This window comes from Clostridium sp. MCC344 (assembly GCF_018785365.1).
Classification (GTDB): domain Bacteria; phylum Bacillota; class Clostridia; order Lachnospirales; family Lachnospiraceae; genus Pilosibacter.
In genome coordinates, this window is the sequence record NZ_WQPQ01000024.1 from 72799 (window position 1) to 89083 (window position 16285).

General features: G+C 50.2%; 14 protein-coding genes. 12 read left to right on the forward strand and 2 right to left on the reverse strand.

The window, feature by feature from the left end:
• Positions 1 to 18 precede the first annotated feature (18 nt).
• Both GPK90_RS08255 and GPK90_RS08260 read left to right on the forward strand, forming a co-directional pair.
• On the forward strand, positions 19 to 1026 hold the full coding sequence (locus tag GPK90_RS08255) for an ABC transporter permease subunit (RefSeq protein ID WP_215702705.1): 1008 nt from the start codon (positions 19 to 21) through the stop codon (positions 1024 to 1026).
• Positions 1027 to 1226: 200 nt separating this feature from the next.
• Complete coding sequence (locus GPK90_RS08260) at positions 1227 to 1493, forward strand: hypothetical protein (RefSeq protein ID WP_252197393.1); 267 nt, start codon at positions 1227 to 1229, stop codon at positions 1491 to 1493.
• 190 nt (positions 1494 to 1683) lie between these two features.
• Here GPK90_RS08260 and GPK90_RS08265 read toward each other — a convergent pair whose 3' ends face one another.
• Positions 1684 to 4296, reverse strand: coding sequence for a heavy metal translocating P-type ATPase (locus GPK90_RS08265; RefSeq protein WP_215702706.1), 2613 nt, complete (start codon positions 4294 to 4296; stop codon positions 1684 to 1686).
• A gap of 250 nt (positions 4297 to 4546) precedes the next feature.
• Positions 4547 to 5482, reverse strand: a complete 936-nt coding sequence (locus GPK90_RS08270) for a ketopantoate reductase family protein (protein WP_118529650.1) — start codon at positions 5480 to 5482, stop codon at positions 4547 to 4549.
• Positions 5483 to 5851: 369 nt separating this feature from the next.
• Here GPK90_RS08270 and GPK90_RS08275 point away from each other — a divergent pair, with 369 nt between their 5' ends.
• From GPK90_RS08275 to hgdC, 10 genes are all read left to right on the forward strand, one after another.
• Entirely contained in the window at positions 5852 to 7051 is a 1200-nt protein-coding gene (locus GPK90_RS08275; protein ID WP_215702707.1) for an MFS transporter, read from the forward strand.
• Between the two features lie 138 nt (positions 7052 to 7189).
• Positions 7190 to 8032: a 5-dehydro-4-deoxy-D-glucuronate isomerase gene (gene kduI / locus GPK90_RS08280; RefSeq protein ID WP_118650541.1), complete on the forward strand. Its 843-nt coding sequence runs from the start codon at positions 7190 to 7192 to the stop codon at positions 8030 to 8032.
• A gap of 78 nt (positions 8033 to 8110) precedes the next feature.
• On the forward strand, positions 8111 to 8911 hold the full coding sequence (locus GPK90_RS08285) for a gluconate 5-dehydrogenase (RefSeq protein ID WP_215702708.1): 801 nt from the start codon (positions 8111 to 8113) through the stop codon (positions 8909 to 8911).
• Positions 8912 to 9382: 471 nt separating this feature from the next.
• Positions 9383 to 9664, forward strand: a complete 282-nt coding sequence (locus GPK90_RS08290) for an OadG family transporter subunit (protein ID WP_118299239.1) — start codon at positions 9383 to 9385, stop codon at positions 9662 to 9664.
• Positions 9665 to 9745: 81 nt separating this feature from the next.
• On the forward strand, positions 9746 to 10189 hold the full coding sequence (locus tag GPK90_RS08295) for an acyl-CoA carboxylase biotin carboxyl carrier protein subunit (RefSeq protein WP_118603703.1): 444 nt from the start codon (positions 9746 to 9748) through the stop codon (positions 10187 to 10189).
• A 16-nt stretch (positions 10190 to 10205) separates the two neighbouring features.
• Positions 10206 to 11348 carry a sodium ion-translocating decarboxylase subunit beta gene (locus tag GPK90_RS08300; RefSeq protein WP_182426595.1) on the forward strand — a complete coding sequence of 381 codons (1143 nt, stop codon included), beginning with the start codon at positions 10206 to 10208 and terminating at the stop codon, positions 11346 to 11348.
• Positions 11349 to 11493: 145 nt separating this feature from the next.
• Positions 11494 to 12594 (forward strand): CoA-transferase, encoded by a 1101-nt coding sequence (locus GPK90_RS08305; RefSeq protein ID WP_346011226.1) that lies wholly within the window; start codon positions 11494 to 11496, stop codon positions 12592 to 12594.
• A 21-nt stretch (positions 12595 to 12615) separates the two neighbouring features.
• On the forward strand, positions 12616 to 13425 hold the full coding sequence (gene gctB / locus GPK90_RS08310; RefSeq protein ID WP_021904092.1) for a glutaconate CoA-transferase subunit B: 810 nt from the start codon (positions 12616 to 12618) through the stop codon (positions 13423 to 13425).
• 93 nt (positions 13426 to 13518) lie between these two features.
• Positions 13519 to 15288, forward strand: coding sequence for an acyl-CoA carboxylase subunit beta (locus GPK90_RS08315; protein ID WP_118529655.1), 1770 nt, complete (start codon positions 13519 to 13521; stop codon positions 15286 to 15288).
• A 124-nt stretch (positions 15289 to 15412) separates the two neighbouring features.
• On the forward strand, positions 15413 to 16204 hold the full coding sequence (gene hgdC / locus GPK90_RS08320) for a (R)-2-hydroxyglutaryl-CoA dehydratase activase HgdC (protein WP_118529656.1): 792 nt from the start codon (positions 15413 to 15415) through the stop codon (positions 16202 to 16204).
• Positions 16205 to 16285: the final 81 nt, after the last annotated feature.

Here is a 16285-nt window from a genome sequence, read left to right on the forward strand (position 1 = left end):
TTACAGGGAGGTTCAGTCATGACAGCGAAAAAAGTAAGTGCAAAAGATTTCCTTATCAATAATGGAATCATCGTCGTTCTTTTATTACTTGCAGTATTTACTGCGATCAAGCAGCCTACATTCTTTTCACGCGGCAACTTAATCAACATCGCATTAAACGTAGCTCCGCGATTCATCATCGCCTGCGGTGTATCCGGATGCTTAATTACAAAAGGTACAGACCTTTCCGCAGGACGTATGGTTGGTCTTTCTGCCTGCTTAGCAGGTACCTTGCTTCAGAAGCCGGATTACAGCGGCAAGTTCTTCCAGAACCTTCCGGATTTCGGAAATGCCTGGGGTTTATGGGTTCTCGCGGTTCTTCTGATCTGTGTGGCAATTTGCTGTATCTTTGGTTTCATCAATGGTATCGTAATTTCTTATTTACAGGTTCCGGCCTTCATCGGAACACTTGGTATGCAGCTGATTGTTTACGGTGTCTGCCTTGTTTACACGAACGCGACTCCGATCGGTGGATATCACAGCGCGTACACAGCAGTAGCAAAAGGAAAACTCTTTGGCGCGATCCCGTGCCTGTTCTTAATCGCCCTTGCGGTTGGTCTTGTTATGTGGTTCATCTATAACATGACTCCTCATGGAAAATATATGTATGCGATCGGCGGCAACGAGCAGTCCGCAGAGGTTTCCGGTGTAAACACAAAGAAGACAAAGATCATCATCTACATGACAGCGGCAGCTCTTTACGCACTGGGCGGCTTCCTTGTAGGAGCAAAATCCGGTGGTTCTTTCGTCAACATGGGCCAGGGCTGGGAGCTTGAGGCTATCGCAGCCTGCACCATCGGTGGTGTATCCGTAAACGGTGGTATCGGACGTATCTCCGGTGTTCTCATCGGTGTTCTTGTATTCGAGATCTTAAAGACCTGCTTACAGTACCTTGGTGTTGATACAAACTATCAGTACATTGCACAGGGTATCGTTATCGTAGTTGCGATCGCACTCGATATCAGAAAGTACATTGCAAAGAAGTAATAAAGAAACTGTTGTCAGGCAGTTTGAGAGAACGGGCGGCGGATGAGTTCCGAAGCCCGTTCTTTGTTTACGCGAACAACGAGCCAAACTCCACGCTTGCGCGGGACCTTGGCGATTGTCGCGATAACAAGGGGAAACTCGCAAAGCGTGTTTTCACTTGTTGCTGTTGTGTGAATCCGGAAAAAGCTGGAGGTGAGAGGATGGAAGAAGAGATGGAGAAGACGGGGGAGGCTGAAACTGTGGCTGAGGCCGCCAAAGAGGCTGTGGAGACCTTGAATGAAAAGAGCCTGGAAGAACTCGCTGAAGAAAATAAACGGCTTCAGGAGGAGAATGAGAGGCTGAAAAACAGATCCATCAAGGAGCGCATGTACGATAAGATCAACGTGTCGGTCCGGACAATCGATATCTTTATCGGGTGCATGTGCGTGTTGTTTGTGGCAGTCGTGGTGATGGGAATGCTGAAATAGAAGAGTGCAGATCCGGGCGAAGAAGCGGGGGCTGCGTGAAAAAAGTCCGGACCGTGAAAGATATATGCCTGAAACCAGACGAAGGTGTGAAAATATGATCGGGCATAAGAAAAAGCTCTGAAGAACAATGTGAAAAGGTTCTTCAGAGCTTTTTAATGATTAGGGGGAAATCCAGATGGAATTTCCTGCTTTATTTTTTGTACAGGATCCGGATGGAATTCAATACGCAGAGGATCGCCACTCCTGTATCGGCGAACACGGCGAGCCACATGGAGGCGATTCCCATGAGTCCCAGTACCATGACGAGTGCCTTTACTGCGAGTGCGAACACAACGTTCTGGTTGGAGATCGCGCCGGTGCTCTTTGCGATCCTGATCGCGGTCGGGATCGCATCCATACTGGAAGTCATAAATACGACATCAGCAGCTTCGATCGCGGCATCCGCACCACTGCCCATCGCAGCTCCGACGTCGGCGCCTGCGAGAACCGGTGCGTCATTGATCCCATCGCCGACGAACATCGCGCTGCCGCTCTCGGCGCGGAGTTTCTGCAGGATTTCCAGTTTGTCGGCAGGGAGAAGCTTTGCATAAACATGGTCGATCCCGACAGCATCCGCAACAGCTTCGGCAGCGGCTTCCCCGTCACCGGTGAGCATTGCGGAGCGGATCCCCATGGATTTTAATGTCCTGATCGCATCCTTTGCCTCCGGCTTGATCGTGTCGGAGATCTGGATCGTTCCGGCGAAAGTACCATTGATCGCTACATAAACGGTGGTGACGGCTCCGTTTTCATCGTAAGTACCGCAGTCCACGTTGAACTCGGTCAGGAGCTTTCTGTTTCCGCAGAGGACATCTCCACAGGAAAGTCTGGCATGAATGCCCTTTCCGGAAATCTCTTCAAGCTGTGCCGGGTTTTCGAGGCTCAGATCCTGCTCTTTTGCTGCGAGAAGGATGCTTGTGCCGATCGGGTGGGTGGAAGCGGTCTCACATGCAGCTGCAGCCTGAAGGACTTCGGCTGCTGTGTAATTTGCGGAAGGAACAATGTCCTGGACAATGAAATTGCCCTTTGTGATGGTTCCTGTCTTATCCATGACGACGGTCTTTACATTTTTCAGTGTTTCCAGGGCGATCCCGCCTTTAAAGAGGATCCCTTTTCTGGATCCGGCGCCGATCCCGGAGAAGAATGCGAGCGGTACGCTTAAAACGAGGGCACATGGACAGCTGATTACCAGGAAGGTAAGCGCTGTGTAGATCCAGTGGGACCAGTTTCCGGTGATCAGGGACGGAATGATCGCGGTCGCTGCTGCGAGAGCAACGACGAACGGGGTGTATACCCGTGCAAATTTTGTGATAAAGCGTTCCGCCTGTGGCTTGCTGGCTGCAGCGTTCTCTACAGAATCCAGGATCCTTGTGACCATGGACTCGGAGAGCTCTTTTTCCACGCGCATCTTTAAGAGACCGGAGGTATTGACGCAGCCGGAGGTCAGGGTGCTTCCGACTGTTACGGATACCGGAACCGGCTCTCCGGTGATCGGGGAGGTATCGATGCGGCTCTCGCCCTCGACAACGACTCCGTCGAGAGGGATGCGGTCGCCGGGGCGGATCTGCACGATATTTCCAACGGCGGCAGAACCGGCCGGGATCTCCCGGACAGTGCCGTTCTCATCCAGAAGAACAGTCTCCGGGCGGAGATCGACGGCTTCCATGATCTGACTGCGGCTCTTCTCGACTGCGCGGTGCTCGAACGCTTCACCGACACGGTAGAAGAGCATAACGCCGACCGCCTCGCCGAATTCACCGATCGCGAACGCACCGATCGTTGCAACGCTCATCAAGAAGTTTTCGTCCATGACATGGCCGGACTTCATGTTCTTGAGTGCGGTGAGGAGGACTTCACGTCCGAGGATCAGATAGGCGATCACAAAACAGCCGATCGATACCGGCGGCATCGAATGGGAGAGAAGCTCACCGATGATAAATAAAGCAGCTCCGGCGAGCAGCTCCGGAATATCGTGGTCGTGTTTGTCGTCGTGGGTGTCGGAGGACGGCTTTCCTTCCTCACGGATCTCGATGACGGTTCCAGGTTCGATCTGATCAGCGATCTCCTGCATCTTCGGGAGAAGCTTTGTCCCCTCGGAAGAGTAGACACGGAGCTGTCTTGTCGCGAACGTCAGGATACAATCGTCGACTTCCGGGAGTTCCTGGATCTTTTTCTCGATCTTTGCGGAACAGTTCGCGCAGTCGATGTTTTTCATCACATAGACTGTGCAGACAGCCTTTGGATTCTTCGGGCGGACCTCGATGATGGTTCCGGGTTCGATCTGATCGGCGATCGCCTGCATTTTCGGGAGAAGTTTGGTGCCCTCGGAAGAGTAGACACGGAGCTGCCTTGTCGCAAACGTCAGGATACAGTCATCGACTTCCGGGAGTTCCTGGATCTTTTTTTCGATCTTTGCGGAACAGTTTGCACAGTCGATGTTTTTCATCACGTAGACGATGCACTCAGATTTCGGAGTGGAAGCGTGGTGGTGTTCCTCGTGACCTTCGTGATGCTCGCCGTGCTCATGTCCACAGCAATCGTCATCATCGTCATCATCGCAGCAGTGGTCCTCGCCATCGTGGTGATGGTGGTGTCCGCAGCCGCAGTGTTTGTGTTCATGGTGCTCGTCGTGATGCGCGTCATGATGCTCGCCGTGTTCGTGTCCACAGCAGTGGTCCTCATCGTGGTGATGATGGTGTCCGCAGCAGCATTCTTCAGCTTCATGCTCATCCGGTTCCTGCTTGGTTCTTTCTAATTCATCCATAGAGTCGGCCTCCTAAGAATTATATTTGCAATCTATTTATACATAAACATATGAACCATCGTTCATATGTTTAATATAATACAGTCCGTCGGGAAATGCAAGGTTGTTTTCAGTATTGCCCAAAGAACTAATAAAATAAGGTTTTGCCGGGAAAACAGGATGAAAAAGAAGCAGAAAAGAGAAAAACAAAAAGAAAGGCTGTCCGCAGAAACAAACAGCGGACAGCTTTAAACATGCAGAAGTATGAGACTTAGATAACTCCGAACATCCGGTCCTCGATCAGATGGATCCCATGAAGGAAACACTCGCAGACCGGAGTCTCAACGCCGAGTTCTTTCCCGAGACGTACAACGGTACCGGCAAACATATCGACTTCCGTATGCTTTCCGGTTTCCAGATCCTGGAGTGTGGACGGCTTATTTTCATATGGAAGACGTCCGATCGTGTGCTCCTGGCGGTCGATCTCGTTCTGACCAATGTCGATTCCAAGTTTATTGGCGACATGGATCACTTCCCACATGGCTTTGTGACGGAAATAATTGGCGTCATCGCTCTTCTGGAAAGCGCCGAATGGAACGCCGAACATCGCACAGGTCATATTTTCGGCGACATTGCACATGAATTTGAACCAGATGCCTTTTAACATGTCTGCATCGACCTTATAGTCGATCCCGCAGAGATCGAACAGATTCTTTACTGCGAGAACATTCTCGGAATAGTGTTCCGGATCATTCTTCAGATCCCCGAAGTGGATCGAACCCTTGTGAGGATCGAACTCTGTCTTTCCGTCCTTCATGACAATGCTGATCCGCATGTAGGAATACAGGACATGTTCTTCTCCATAGACAGCTGCAACCTGCTTTTCACTCTCGACGCCGTTTAATACGGAGAGGATGATTGTGTCCTTTCCGACCTGATTTCTGATATCTTTGATCGCCTGCTCCAGATCATATCCTTTTACCGCGATGATGACGAGATCTGCCGGATCTCCCTCTACATCCGGGGTGATGATCGGAAATCGATAATTGATCGTGTTGACGGTCACACCTTTTCGCTCCAGGCGCTCTTTTCTCGCACCATCCGCGAGGATCCGGAAATCAGCCCCAAGTTTTTCTGAAATACGCGGCGCAAAAAATACCCCCATCGCGCCGAGACCGATCAACGTCACCTTCTTTATGTCCTTCATAATACCTTTTATCCTCCTTATTTTGCCCCCTCTCCGCAGAGACGGGAGAAACTGCCGGAAACTGCCGGAAATGGCAGGCGGCAGACACTGTTTCCTCTTATTGTATAGTAAGTCGGGGAGAGTGTCAACGAATTACGGATTTTCAGACCAGAAAATCCACAGCGAAAAGTATCCTGCGGAATTTTCGGAGTGGAAAATTCTTACAAAATAATAGTATAAAAATTCCACAAGATGGAATATCAGGGGAAATCCTCCTTGTCTTGACGGAAAAAAGGTGATATGATGGAAAAGTATGGAGAAAAATTCAATAAAGCGGAGAGGATCCGGTCACTGCGGCGCCTTTCAGAAGCTTTTTGTGGGAGAACACATATGATGGAAATCACGAGAGAAGACAGGCGGTCGGTGATCGATCACTGTTATCTGGCTTATTTTATCAGCGGAATGGTCATCCTGATCTTCGGAGTCATCCTGCCAAACCTGATCGAAGAGAGAAACCTGAGCTTTACGGCGGCGGGCGGTCTGCTGTCGTTCCTGGCGATCGGAAACTTATGTTCCAGCCTGGTCTACCCGGTATTTTGCGGGATGATGTCCCAGAAGATGGCTGTCGTGGTCCTCGCGATCCCGTATCCGGTCTGCCTGCTTTTATTTACATTCGGACTTCCGGTCCCGGTTCTCTATGTGATGATCTTTCTCATCGGTATTACAAAGGGAATGATCACGATCATCAATAACCACGCGATCCGTCAGGTGACGGGGAGCTCCAACAAATATTTAAACCTGCTCCACATGTGGTATGCGGTGGGCGCGTTCCTGTCCCCGTTTGTCACCATGATCCTTATGGGTGCGGGGATGAACTGGAAGACGATCTTACAGCTTCTTGCAGTCCTCACGGTTCTCATCGTTGTTTCTTATGCGACGATGGATTACCGCAAGATCGAAAAGGAAGAAAAGAAACCGGCAGGAGAGGAGAATGGTCCGGCATCAGGACAGAAGGACAAGCTCTGGTTCTTAAAAAATACAGGATTTCTCCTGGCAGTCGGCGCACTGTTCTTCTATATGGGACTTGAAAACTCCGTAAACGGGTGGTTTGTTACCTATTTAAAGAGCACCGGATTTATGTCCGCAAGTCTCGCGACCGTTATGGTGTCTGTAACCTGGATCATGATCATGATCGGCAGGATCGTGATCGCTTCGATCTCGAAGAATGTGCCGCCGGCAAAGATCCTGGCTGTGATCTCCGTTCTTCAGTTTGCCTCGGTGCTGATCCTTGTATTCGCAGGCAATACGGCGATGGCGGTGGCAGCCCTGGTTCTTCTCGGTCTTGGCATGGCGGGCGCATTCCCGACAACGACGGCCTTTACCGGCGATCTCATGGGAAATTCCCCGCTTGGAATGTCGGTGTTTACGGGGATCGGTTCCCTAGGCGGGATCCTGACCCCGCAGGTGATCGGAGTCCTTGCGGACAGGCTGGGCTTCCAGGCGGCGATCATGTTCCTGGTGCTGGACGCTTTCCTTCTGGCGCTTTTTGGCGTCGGAGCACTCCGGTACGCCGCGAAAAAAGTCAGATAGTCAGATAGGATGACAAAATTTGTCGTTCTGCATAGAATGCTGTCAGGGTCAGGAGTTCCGATGCTTTCTGTAGGTCTGTCTGCGGAGATAGGAGCGGACTTCTGACCACAATATCATATAAAAAGGGGTATAGAACATATGGATATTCGCTATTCCGCAAATCAGAGAGATGTAAAACGCTACACGACAGAAGAACTGAGAAATGAGTTCCTGATCCAGGATCTCTACCGCCCGGACGAGGTGGTATCTGTCTACTCTCATGTAGACCGCATGGTGACACTGGGCTGCATGCCGGTGAAAGAACATGTTTCCATCGAAAAAGGGATCGATTGCTGGAAAAACTTCGGGACTCATTACTTCCTTGAGCGCCGTGAGATCGGGATTTTCAACATCGGCGGTTCCGGATCGATCACAGCCGATGGGGTGGAGTACCATCTTGATTATAAAGACTGCCTTTACATCACAAAAGGTACGAAAGAAGTGATTTTTGCCAGCGACAATGAAAATGCTCCGGCAAAATTCTATATGGTGAGTGCGCCGGCCCACACATCTTACGAGACGAGACTCATCACCTTAAAGGATGCTGCGAAACGTCCGCTCGGTGACTCTAACACGTCCAATAAGAGAGTCATCAACCAGTTTATCCATCCGGACGTTTTAAAAACATGCCAGCTGTCCATGGGAATGACGGCCCTGGAACCGGGCAGTGTCTGGAACAGCATGCCGTGCCACACACATGAGCGCCGCATGGAGATTTATATGTATTTTGAAGTTCCGGAGAACCAGGTGGTCATGCATTTTATGGGTGAGCCGACGGAGACGAGACACATCGTCATGAAGAATGAGGAGGCGGTGATCAGCCCGTCATGGAGCATCCACTGCGGAGCCGGAACCTCCAACTACACCTTCATCTGGGCGATGGGCGGAGAGAACCAGGAGTTTGACGATATGGACACGATCACTCCTACAGATTTAAAATAAGATATCCTGAACGAAAGAACGGATGACGGCAGGATGATCGATACCTTATTATTTATAGAGAGAAAGGAAACAGACAAAATGGATAAGAAAAACATGTTTTCCCTGGAAGGAAAGATCGCTCTGGTAACAGGCGGGGCACACGGGATCGGTTTCGCGATCGCGGAGAGCTATGCGGAAGCGGGAGCGACCGTGGTGTTTAACTGCAGCAATGAGGAGTCCTTAAAGCGCGGACTTGCCGCATACAAAGAAAAAGGTATCGATGCCCACGGATATGTCTGCGACGTCACGGACGAGGAAGCGGTAAAGAAGATGATCGCTGACATCGAGGAGAAGATCGGCACTGTGGACATTCTTGTAAACAATGCGGGAATGATCCGGAGGATCCCGATGCATGAGATGAGTGCGGAAGAGTTCCGCAAGGTCATTGATGTCGACCTGAACGCACCGTTTATCATGGCGAAGGCGGTTCTCCCGTCGATGATGAAAAAGAGATCCGGCAAGATCATCAACATCTGCTCCATGATGTCCGAACTCGGAAGAGAGACTGTATCTGCATATGCGGCTGCAAAGGGCGGATTAAAGATGCTCACAAAGAACATCGCCTCCGAGTACGGAGAATACAACATCCAGTGCAACGGCATCGGACCTGGCTATATCGCGACATCCCAGACGGCGCCGTTAAGAGAGCGCCAGGCGGACGGCTCCCGTCACCCGTTTGACCAGTTCATCATCGCGAAGACACCGGCAGCGAGATGGGGGACTGTCGAGGACTTAAAGGGACCGGCGGTATTCCTCGCATCTGAGGCATCTGATTTCGTGAACGGACATATCCTCTACGTCGACGGCGGAATCCTTGCTTATATTGGAAAACAGCCGTAAATCGGGAACCATATCTGAGACTGTGACCGCCCGTCGATTCATGCATATCATGCAGGAGTTGACGGGCGGTTTTTGCAAACTCGCACGAGGCTGAAGACTGTCGCAAGCGAAGCACTCCGGCGCAGGAATGTGCCGAGACAGCAGTGAAAACGGAACGGTCAGGACTGGAAAACAGTACTAACAGAGTAGGTTTGTCAATATAAGGACATAAGCTGTACTTGTCTTTATATCACGTTGAATTAGTATATTTGATAAATTTTTTTCAATCGGCTTTGTTGACATTTGCGCAGAAAGCTGATATACTCAAATTACGATATTGTGAAAACTGCATAGAAACAATGTGTTTATGGGTGCTGATTTGTCAAGTACCCTTATGCGCTGAGAAAAATGTGGAATGCATTTCATAATACGGAATAACTAACCAACAAAAGTTTCTTAAATGAAACGAAACGAAGGAGGTGCGGTAAGTATATGTGGACAGGCGGTATGACCGTTGCGGATTCGATTGTCATTTCACTCGTTGGATTGTTAGTCGTTTTCTCAGCACTTGCAGTGCTCGCAGTTGCGGTTATTATTATCTCCAAGATCATCGGTGCTTTATTTAAGACCAGTGCGCCAAAGGCAGCTGCGGCAGTTGCAGCACCGGCTCCGGCCATCGATGAAGAATCCTATGCAGTGCTTCTCGCGGCAGTCAGTGAGGAAGCAAGATTGTCCGGGGAAGAGTTCCGTGTAGTAAGTATCAAGGAACTGTAAAAAAACCAAATGTAAAAGCAAAAGCAGCTATGCGAATATGAATCAGCTGCACGCAAAAAAGGAAAGGATGTATTAAAAGAAATGAAATACGTTGCAACATTAAACGGAAAAAAGTATGAAGTTGAGATCGAGAGAGTAGACGAGTACAGACCGCTTGACAGAGGCGCACAGGTAAGCGCACCGGCACCGATCCTCGCAGCAGCACCGGCACCGAAGGCAGCTCCGGCTCCGGCAGCAGCACCGGCACCGAAGGCAGCTCCGGCACCAGCACCGGCTCCGGCACCAGCACCGGCAGCAGCTCCGTCCGCAGGTGGACAGACAGTAGAAGCTCCGATGCCAGGTAAGATCCTTGACATCAAGGTTAAAGTCGGTGACGCAGTAAGCTACGGTCAGTGCGTAATCGTTATGGAAGCTATGAAGATGGAAACAGAGATCGTTGCTCCGGCAGCAGGAACTGTTGCAGCTATCAATGTAAGCACAGGCGATTCCGTTGAGACAGGTGCAGTTCTGGTTACCTTAAACTAAGCGGGAGGTGCCACACGTGAATATACTTTCAGTTTTCTCGGAGCTCCTCGCTCAGTCAGGTTTCGCCGCAATCACCTGGCAGCAGGGCGTTATGCTCCTTGTATCCTTCGTTTTATTATATCTTGCAATCAAGAAGCAGTTCGAGCCGCTCCTTCTGCTCCCGATCGCATTCGGTATGTTCCTTGCGAACCTTCCGCTTGCAGGTCTTATGAATGAGGCAGATCACTGGTATCAGTCCGGTGTGTTAAGAATTATGTACATGGGCGTTAAGTCCAGCTTATTCCCGTGCCTGATCTTCATGGCAGTCGGCGCGATGACAGACTTCGGTCCGTTGATCGCGAATCCGGTCAGCCTGCTTCTTGGTGCAGCCGCTCAGTTCGGTATCTATGTTGCATTTACACTTGCAAATGCAACAGGACTTTTCACACCGGGTGAGTGTGCAGCGATCGGTATCATCGGCGGTGCTGATGGCCCGACCGCGATCTATATCGCAAATAACCTGGCTCCGGATCTTGTAGCTCCGATCGCCGTAGCCGCGTATTCTTACATGGCTCTGATCCCGCTGATCCAGCCGCCGATCATGAAGCTCCTTACAACAAAGAAAGAGCGTCAGATCGTTATGAAGCAGTTAAGAAAAGTCAGCAAAGTCGAGAAAGTCGTATTCCCGGTATTCGTTGTTCTGTTCTGCTCCCTGCTTCTTCCGTCCGTAGCACCGCTTCTTGGTATGCTGATGCTCGGTAACCTGTTCCGTGAGTCCGGCGTTACCGGAAGACTTTCCGATACTGCACAGAACGCACTCTGCAACATGGTTACAATCATGCTCGGTACAACCGTAGGTGCTACAGCAAATGGTGAGATCTTCCTTCGTGTCCAGACACTTGCCATCATCGCTATGGGTCTTCTTGCTTTCGCTTTCGCGACAGTCGGTGGTATCCTGCTTGGTAAAGTTCTCTGCGCGATCACAGGCGGTAAGATCAACCCGTTAATCGGTTCCGCAGGTGTATCTGCAGTTCCGATGGCAGCCCGTGTTTCTCAGACAGTTGGTGCGAAAGAGAACCCGACCAACTTCCTTCTGATGCACGCTATGGGCCCGAACGTAGCTGGCGTTATCGGTTCTGCAGTAGCAGCCGGTTACTTCATGCTGATGTTCAAATCTTGATAAAATCCATTCCAGAAATGGAATCGAAGTTGAAATTCGTTTCATAACATGGTATATTTTTACAGGAACTAAAAAGCAGTACAGGCCTGTCTGAGGAGAACAGGCAGGCCTTTTTACTGCAAATATAAATAAAGGAGGCTTTATTGTGGCTAATAAAGTTATGTCATTACACGATGCCGTAGAAAAGTACGTACAAGATAACGACGTACTCTGCCTCGGCGGATTCACAACAAACCGTAAACCGTATGCTGCTGTTTACGAGATCCTTCGTCAGGGTAAAACTGGTTTTGTAGGCTGGTCCGGACCGGCAGGTGGAGACTGGGATTCATTAATCGGTGAGGGTCGTGTAAGAGCTTACATCAACTGCTACACAGCAAACTCTGGTTATACAAACGTTGCGCGTCGTTTCCGTGCTGCAATCGAGAAAGGTGAGCTTACATACGAGGACTACTCTCAGGACGTTCTTATGTTACAGCTTCACGCAGCTTCTCTTGGTCTTCCGTATCTCCCGGTAAGAATGATGCAGGGTTCCGGCCTTGTTAAATTCTGGGGCATCAGCGAAGAGAAGAGAAAAACAATGGAAGGCGTTGACAACCTCAAATGCGTAGATATCGAGAACCCGTTTGAGCCGGGCGAGAAACTTCTTGCTGTTCCGGTTCCGAAGCTTGACTGCGCGATCATCCATGTACAGCAGGCATCTCCGGATGGAACCTGCATTATCGATGGTGATGAGTTCCACGATGTTGATATCGCTATCGCTGCAAAACGCACGATCGTTACATGCGAGGAGATCGTAAGTGACGAGTACATCCGCCGTGATCCTACAAAGACAAGAATCTTCGGCGAGTGCGTAGACGCTGTTGTTCGTGCTCCGTACGGTGCATGGCCGGCACAGTGCTATGGCTACTATGATGATGATGATAAGGGACTTAAGGAGTACGATAAGGCTTCCAAGTACCTTGATGCTGAGGATGCTAAGGCACAGCTCGCAAAGGCTGCTGCAAAGGCTGAGAAGGCTGCTGCTGCTAAACCGGAAGACGAGAAGCTTGCAAAGGCTGCAGAAGTTGCAAAACAGGCTGCAGAGGATGCTGCTAATGGCACAAAGATTCCGGAGACCTTCAAGGATTACCTCCAGAAATATGTATACGGCTGCAAGGATCAGGATGATCTTCTTAATGTCCTTGGCGGCGCTCGCCTCATGAACCTTAAGAATGAGCCGCATCTTGGCTATTCTACCAGACACTAATTGAGGGAGGGAAATTCAAAAATGGCTGATTATACAAAGTATACAAAGCAGGAAATGCAGGCTTATGCCATCGCAAAAAACATTAAAGAGAACCAGATCGTTATCGTTGGTACCGGTCTTCCGTTAATCGGTGCTTCCCTTGCGAAGCGTGTGGTTTGCCCGAGTTGCCACCCGATCGTAGAGAGCGGACTTATGGACTGCTCACCGGTAGAGGTACCGCGTTCCGTAGGTGATAACCGTTTCATGGCTCACTGTGCAGTACAGTGGCCGAACGTTCGTTTCGTAGGCTTCGAGGCAAATGAGTGGCTTCATGACGCTGACCGTATGATCGCTTTCATCGGCGGCGCTCAGATCGACCCGTACGGTAACGTAAACTCCACATGTATCTTCGGTAAGGGCGACTACGTTCAGCCGACAACCCGTTTCACAGGTTCCGGCGGAGCTAACGGTATCGCTACATTCTGCAACACCATCATCATGATGCAGCACCAGAAGAGAAGATTCATGGAGCATGTTGATTACATCACAAGCTGTGGCTGGATGGACGGCCCTGGCGGACGTGAGAGAGCAGGTCTTCCGGGCAACCGCGGACCGCAGATGGTAGTTACAGATCTTGGTATCATGAAGTTCGACGAAGAGACCAAGAGAATGTACCTTGCTTACTACTATCCATTCTCCTCTCCGGAAATGGTTCAGGAGAACACAGGTTTCGAGATCGATACCACAAGAGCTCAGCTTATGGAAGGTCCGGATCCGGAGATCATCCGCGTAATTCGTGAAGAGATCGACCCAGGTCAGGCATTCATCAAAGTTCCGAAGGAAACAAAGTAATCGAAACGATCATTTAAAATATAATCATGCCGCGGTCAGTGACTGGCAAAAACCGCTGACCGCAGCGATCGCGTATATATAAGGAGGAAGAACATGGGTTACTTTTCCATGCCGAAATATTTCCAGGAAATGCCTACTGTTGGTAAAGAGCTGGTAAATGTAAATGACGAGAACGCAAAAGAGATCAAAGCCGTAGAGGCTGACATCCATGAGTCCATCGAGAAAGCTCTTGCAGCTGGTATCACAACAGAAGAGAAGTTAAACGAGCGCGGACAGCTCTCCGCAATGCAGCGTATCAACGCTCTCATTGATGAGGGAACATGGTGCCCGTTAAACAGCCTTTACAACCCGGAAGGCAACAAGTTCGGTACAACAAACATTCTTAACGGACTTGGCCGTGTAAACGGAAAATGGGTTTACATCATCGCTTCCGATAACAAGAAGATGGCCGGCGCATGGGTACCGGGACAGGCAGACAACCTTCTGCGTGCTTCCGATGCAGCTAAGATGCTCCACCTTCCGCTCGTGTATCTGTTAAACTGCTCCGGCGTTGAGTTCCCGAACCAGGATAAGGTTTACCCGAACAGACGCGGCGGCGGTACACCGTTCTTCCGTAACGCTGAGTTAAACCAGCTTGGTGTTCCGGTTATCGTAGGTATCTACGGAACAAACCCGGCAGGCGGCGGATACCACAGCATTTCCCCGACAATCCTTATCGCACACAGCCAGGCAAACATGGCAGTAGGCGGCGCTGGTATTCTTTCCGGTATGAACCCGAAGGGATATATTGACGAAGAGTCTGCTGAGCAGATCATCGCAGCACAGATCGAAAACGGCAAGAAGCACGTTCCGGCTCCGGGTTCCGTTCCGGTTCACTACGACGAGACTGGTTTCTTCCGTGAAGTATATGAAAACGATTACGGCGTAATCGAGGGCATCAAGAAGTACGTTAGCTACCTTCCGGCATACAACCTCGAGTTCTTCCGTGTTGATGATCCGAAGGCACCGGCTCTTCCGGCAGAGGACCTTTACAGCATCATCCCGATGAACCAGAAACGTCCGTACGATATCTACGATGTAATCGGCCGTCTCTTCGACGGCAGTGAGTTCGCTGAGTACAAGAACGGTTACGGCCCGGAGGTTGTAACAGGTCTTGCTAAAGTAAACGGACTTCTCGTTGGTGTTGTAGCAAACGTTCAGGGTCTCCTTATGAACTATCCGGAGTACAAACAGAACTCTGTTGGTATCGGCGGAAAGTTATATCGTCAGGGCCTGATCAAGATGAACGAGTTCGTAACACTTTGCGCTCGTGACAGAATCCCGCTGATCTGGTTACAGGATACAACTGGTATCGATGTAGGTGATGACGCTGAGAAGGCTGAGCTTCTTGGTCTTGGTCAGTCTCTGATCTACTCCATCCAGAACTCCAAGCTTCCGTCCTTAGAGGTTACACTTCGTAAGGCATCCGCAGCTGCTCACTACGTACTTGGCGGACCGCAGGGCAACGATACAAACGTATTCTCCCTTGCAACAGGCGCTTCTGAGTACTATGTAATGCCGGGTGAGACAGCAGCAAACGCTATGTACTCCAGAAAACTTGTTAAGGCTAAGAAGGCCGGCGAGGATCTCCAGCCGATCATCGACAAGATGAACGACATGATCCAGATGTACCACGACAAGTCCCGTCCGAAATACTGCACAATCAAGGGTATGGCTGACGAGATCGTTGATCTTACAGAGATCCGTCCGTACATCCAGGCATTCACAGAGTCTGCTTACCAGAATCCGGAGTCTATCTGCCCGTTCCATCAGATGGTAACACCGCGTGCGATCCGTGAGTGGAACACATTTAAAAAAGCTTGATTCTGACTGAAGGATAGAGTAAAATGATACGTATCCAGGCCAGGGGAGTACTTTCTCTGGCCTGGATATACTGGTATAACAAAGCCAGTTTCATTTTACATTTTCAGTATACCCGGAGGTTATTATGAGTGCAATTTACACCCTGGGAATCGACGTAGGATCCACGGCATCCAAATGCATCATGCTGAAGGATGGCGAGGAGATCGTAGCGAAATCCCTGATCGATGTAGGTGCAGGTACCAGCGGCCCACAGCGCGCGATCGATGCAGTGCTGGAAAACGCAGGTATGAAAAAAGAGGATGTGGCTTTTACCCTGGCAACAGGATACGGTCGTAACTCTTTAATGAATTTTGCAGACAAACAGATGAGTGAGTTATCCTGCCACGCAAGGGGGGCTTACTTCCTGTTCCCTGACGTTCACACTGTCATTGATATCGGCGGTCAGGACGTTAAGGTTCTTCATATTGACAACGGTGCAATGACCAACTTCCAGATGAACGACAAGTGCGCTGCAGGAACCGGAAGATTCCTCGACGTAATGGCAGGCGTTCTTGAAGTAAAGGTCCAGGATCTTGGTCATCTTGATTCCCTCTCCAAAAAGAGAGTCGAGATCAGCTCCACATGTACCGTATTTGCGGAGAGCGAGGTTATCAGCCAGCTGTCGATGGGAACCGACAAATGTGATATTATCGCAGGTATCCACCGCTCCGTGGCTCACCGTGTCACTGGACTCGCACACCGGATCGGAGTGGTTCCGGCACTCGTCATGACTGGCGGTGTCGCACAGAACGACGGTGTTGTCAAAGCTCTTCAGAATGAGCTTGGATGTGAGATCCACAGATCTCCTCTGACACAGTATAACGGTGCGCTTGGTGCAGCCTTATATGCATATCAGGCAGCAAGCCGCCGCGCATAAGACAGTTTGATGTTTATCGTCCATGCAAATCTGCATGGATCGGTGAAACAGAATTAGGTTATGCAATTTTATGGCTGAAAA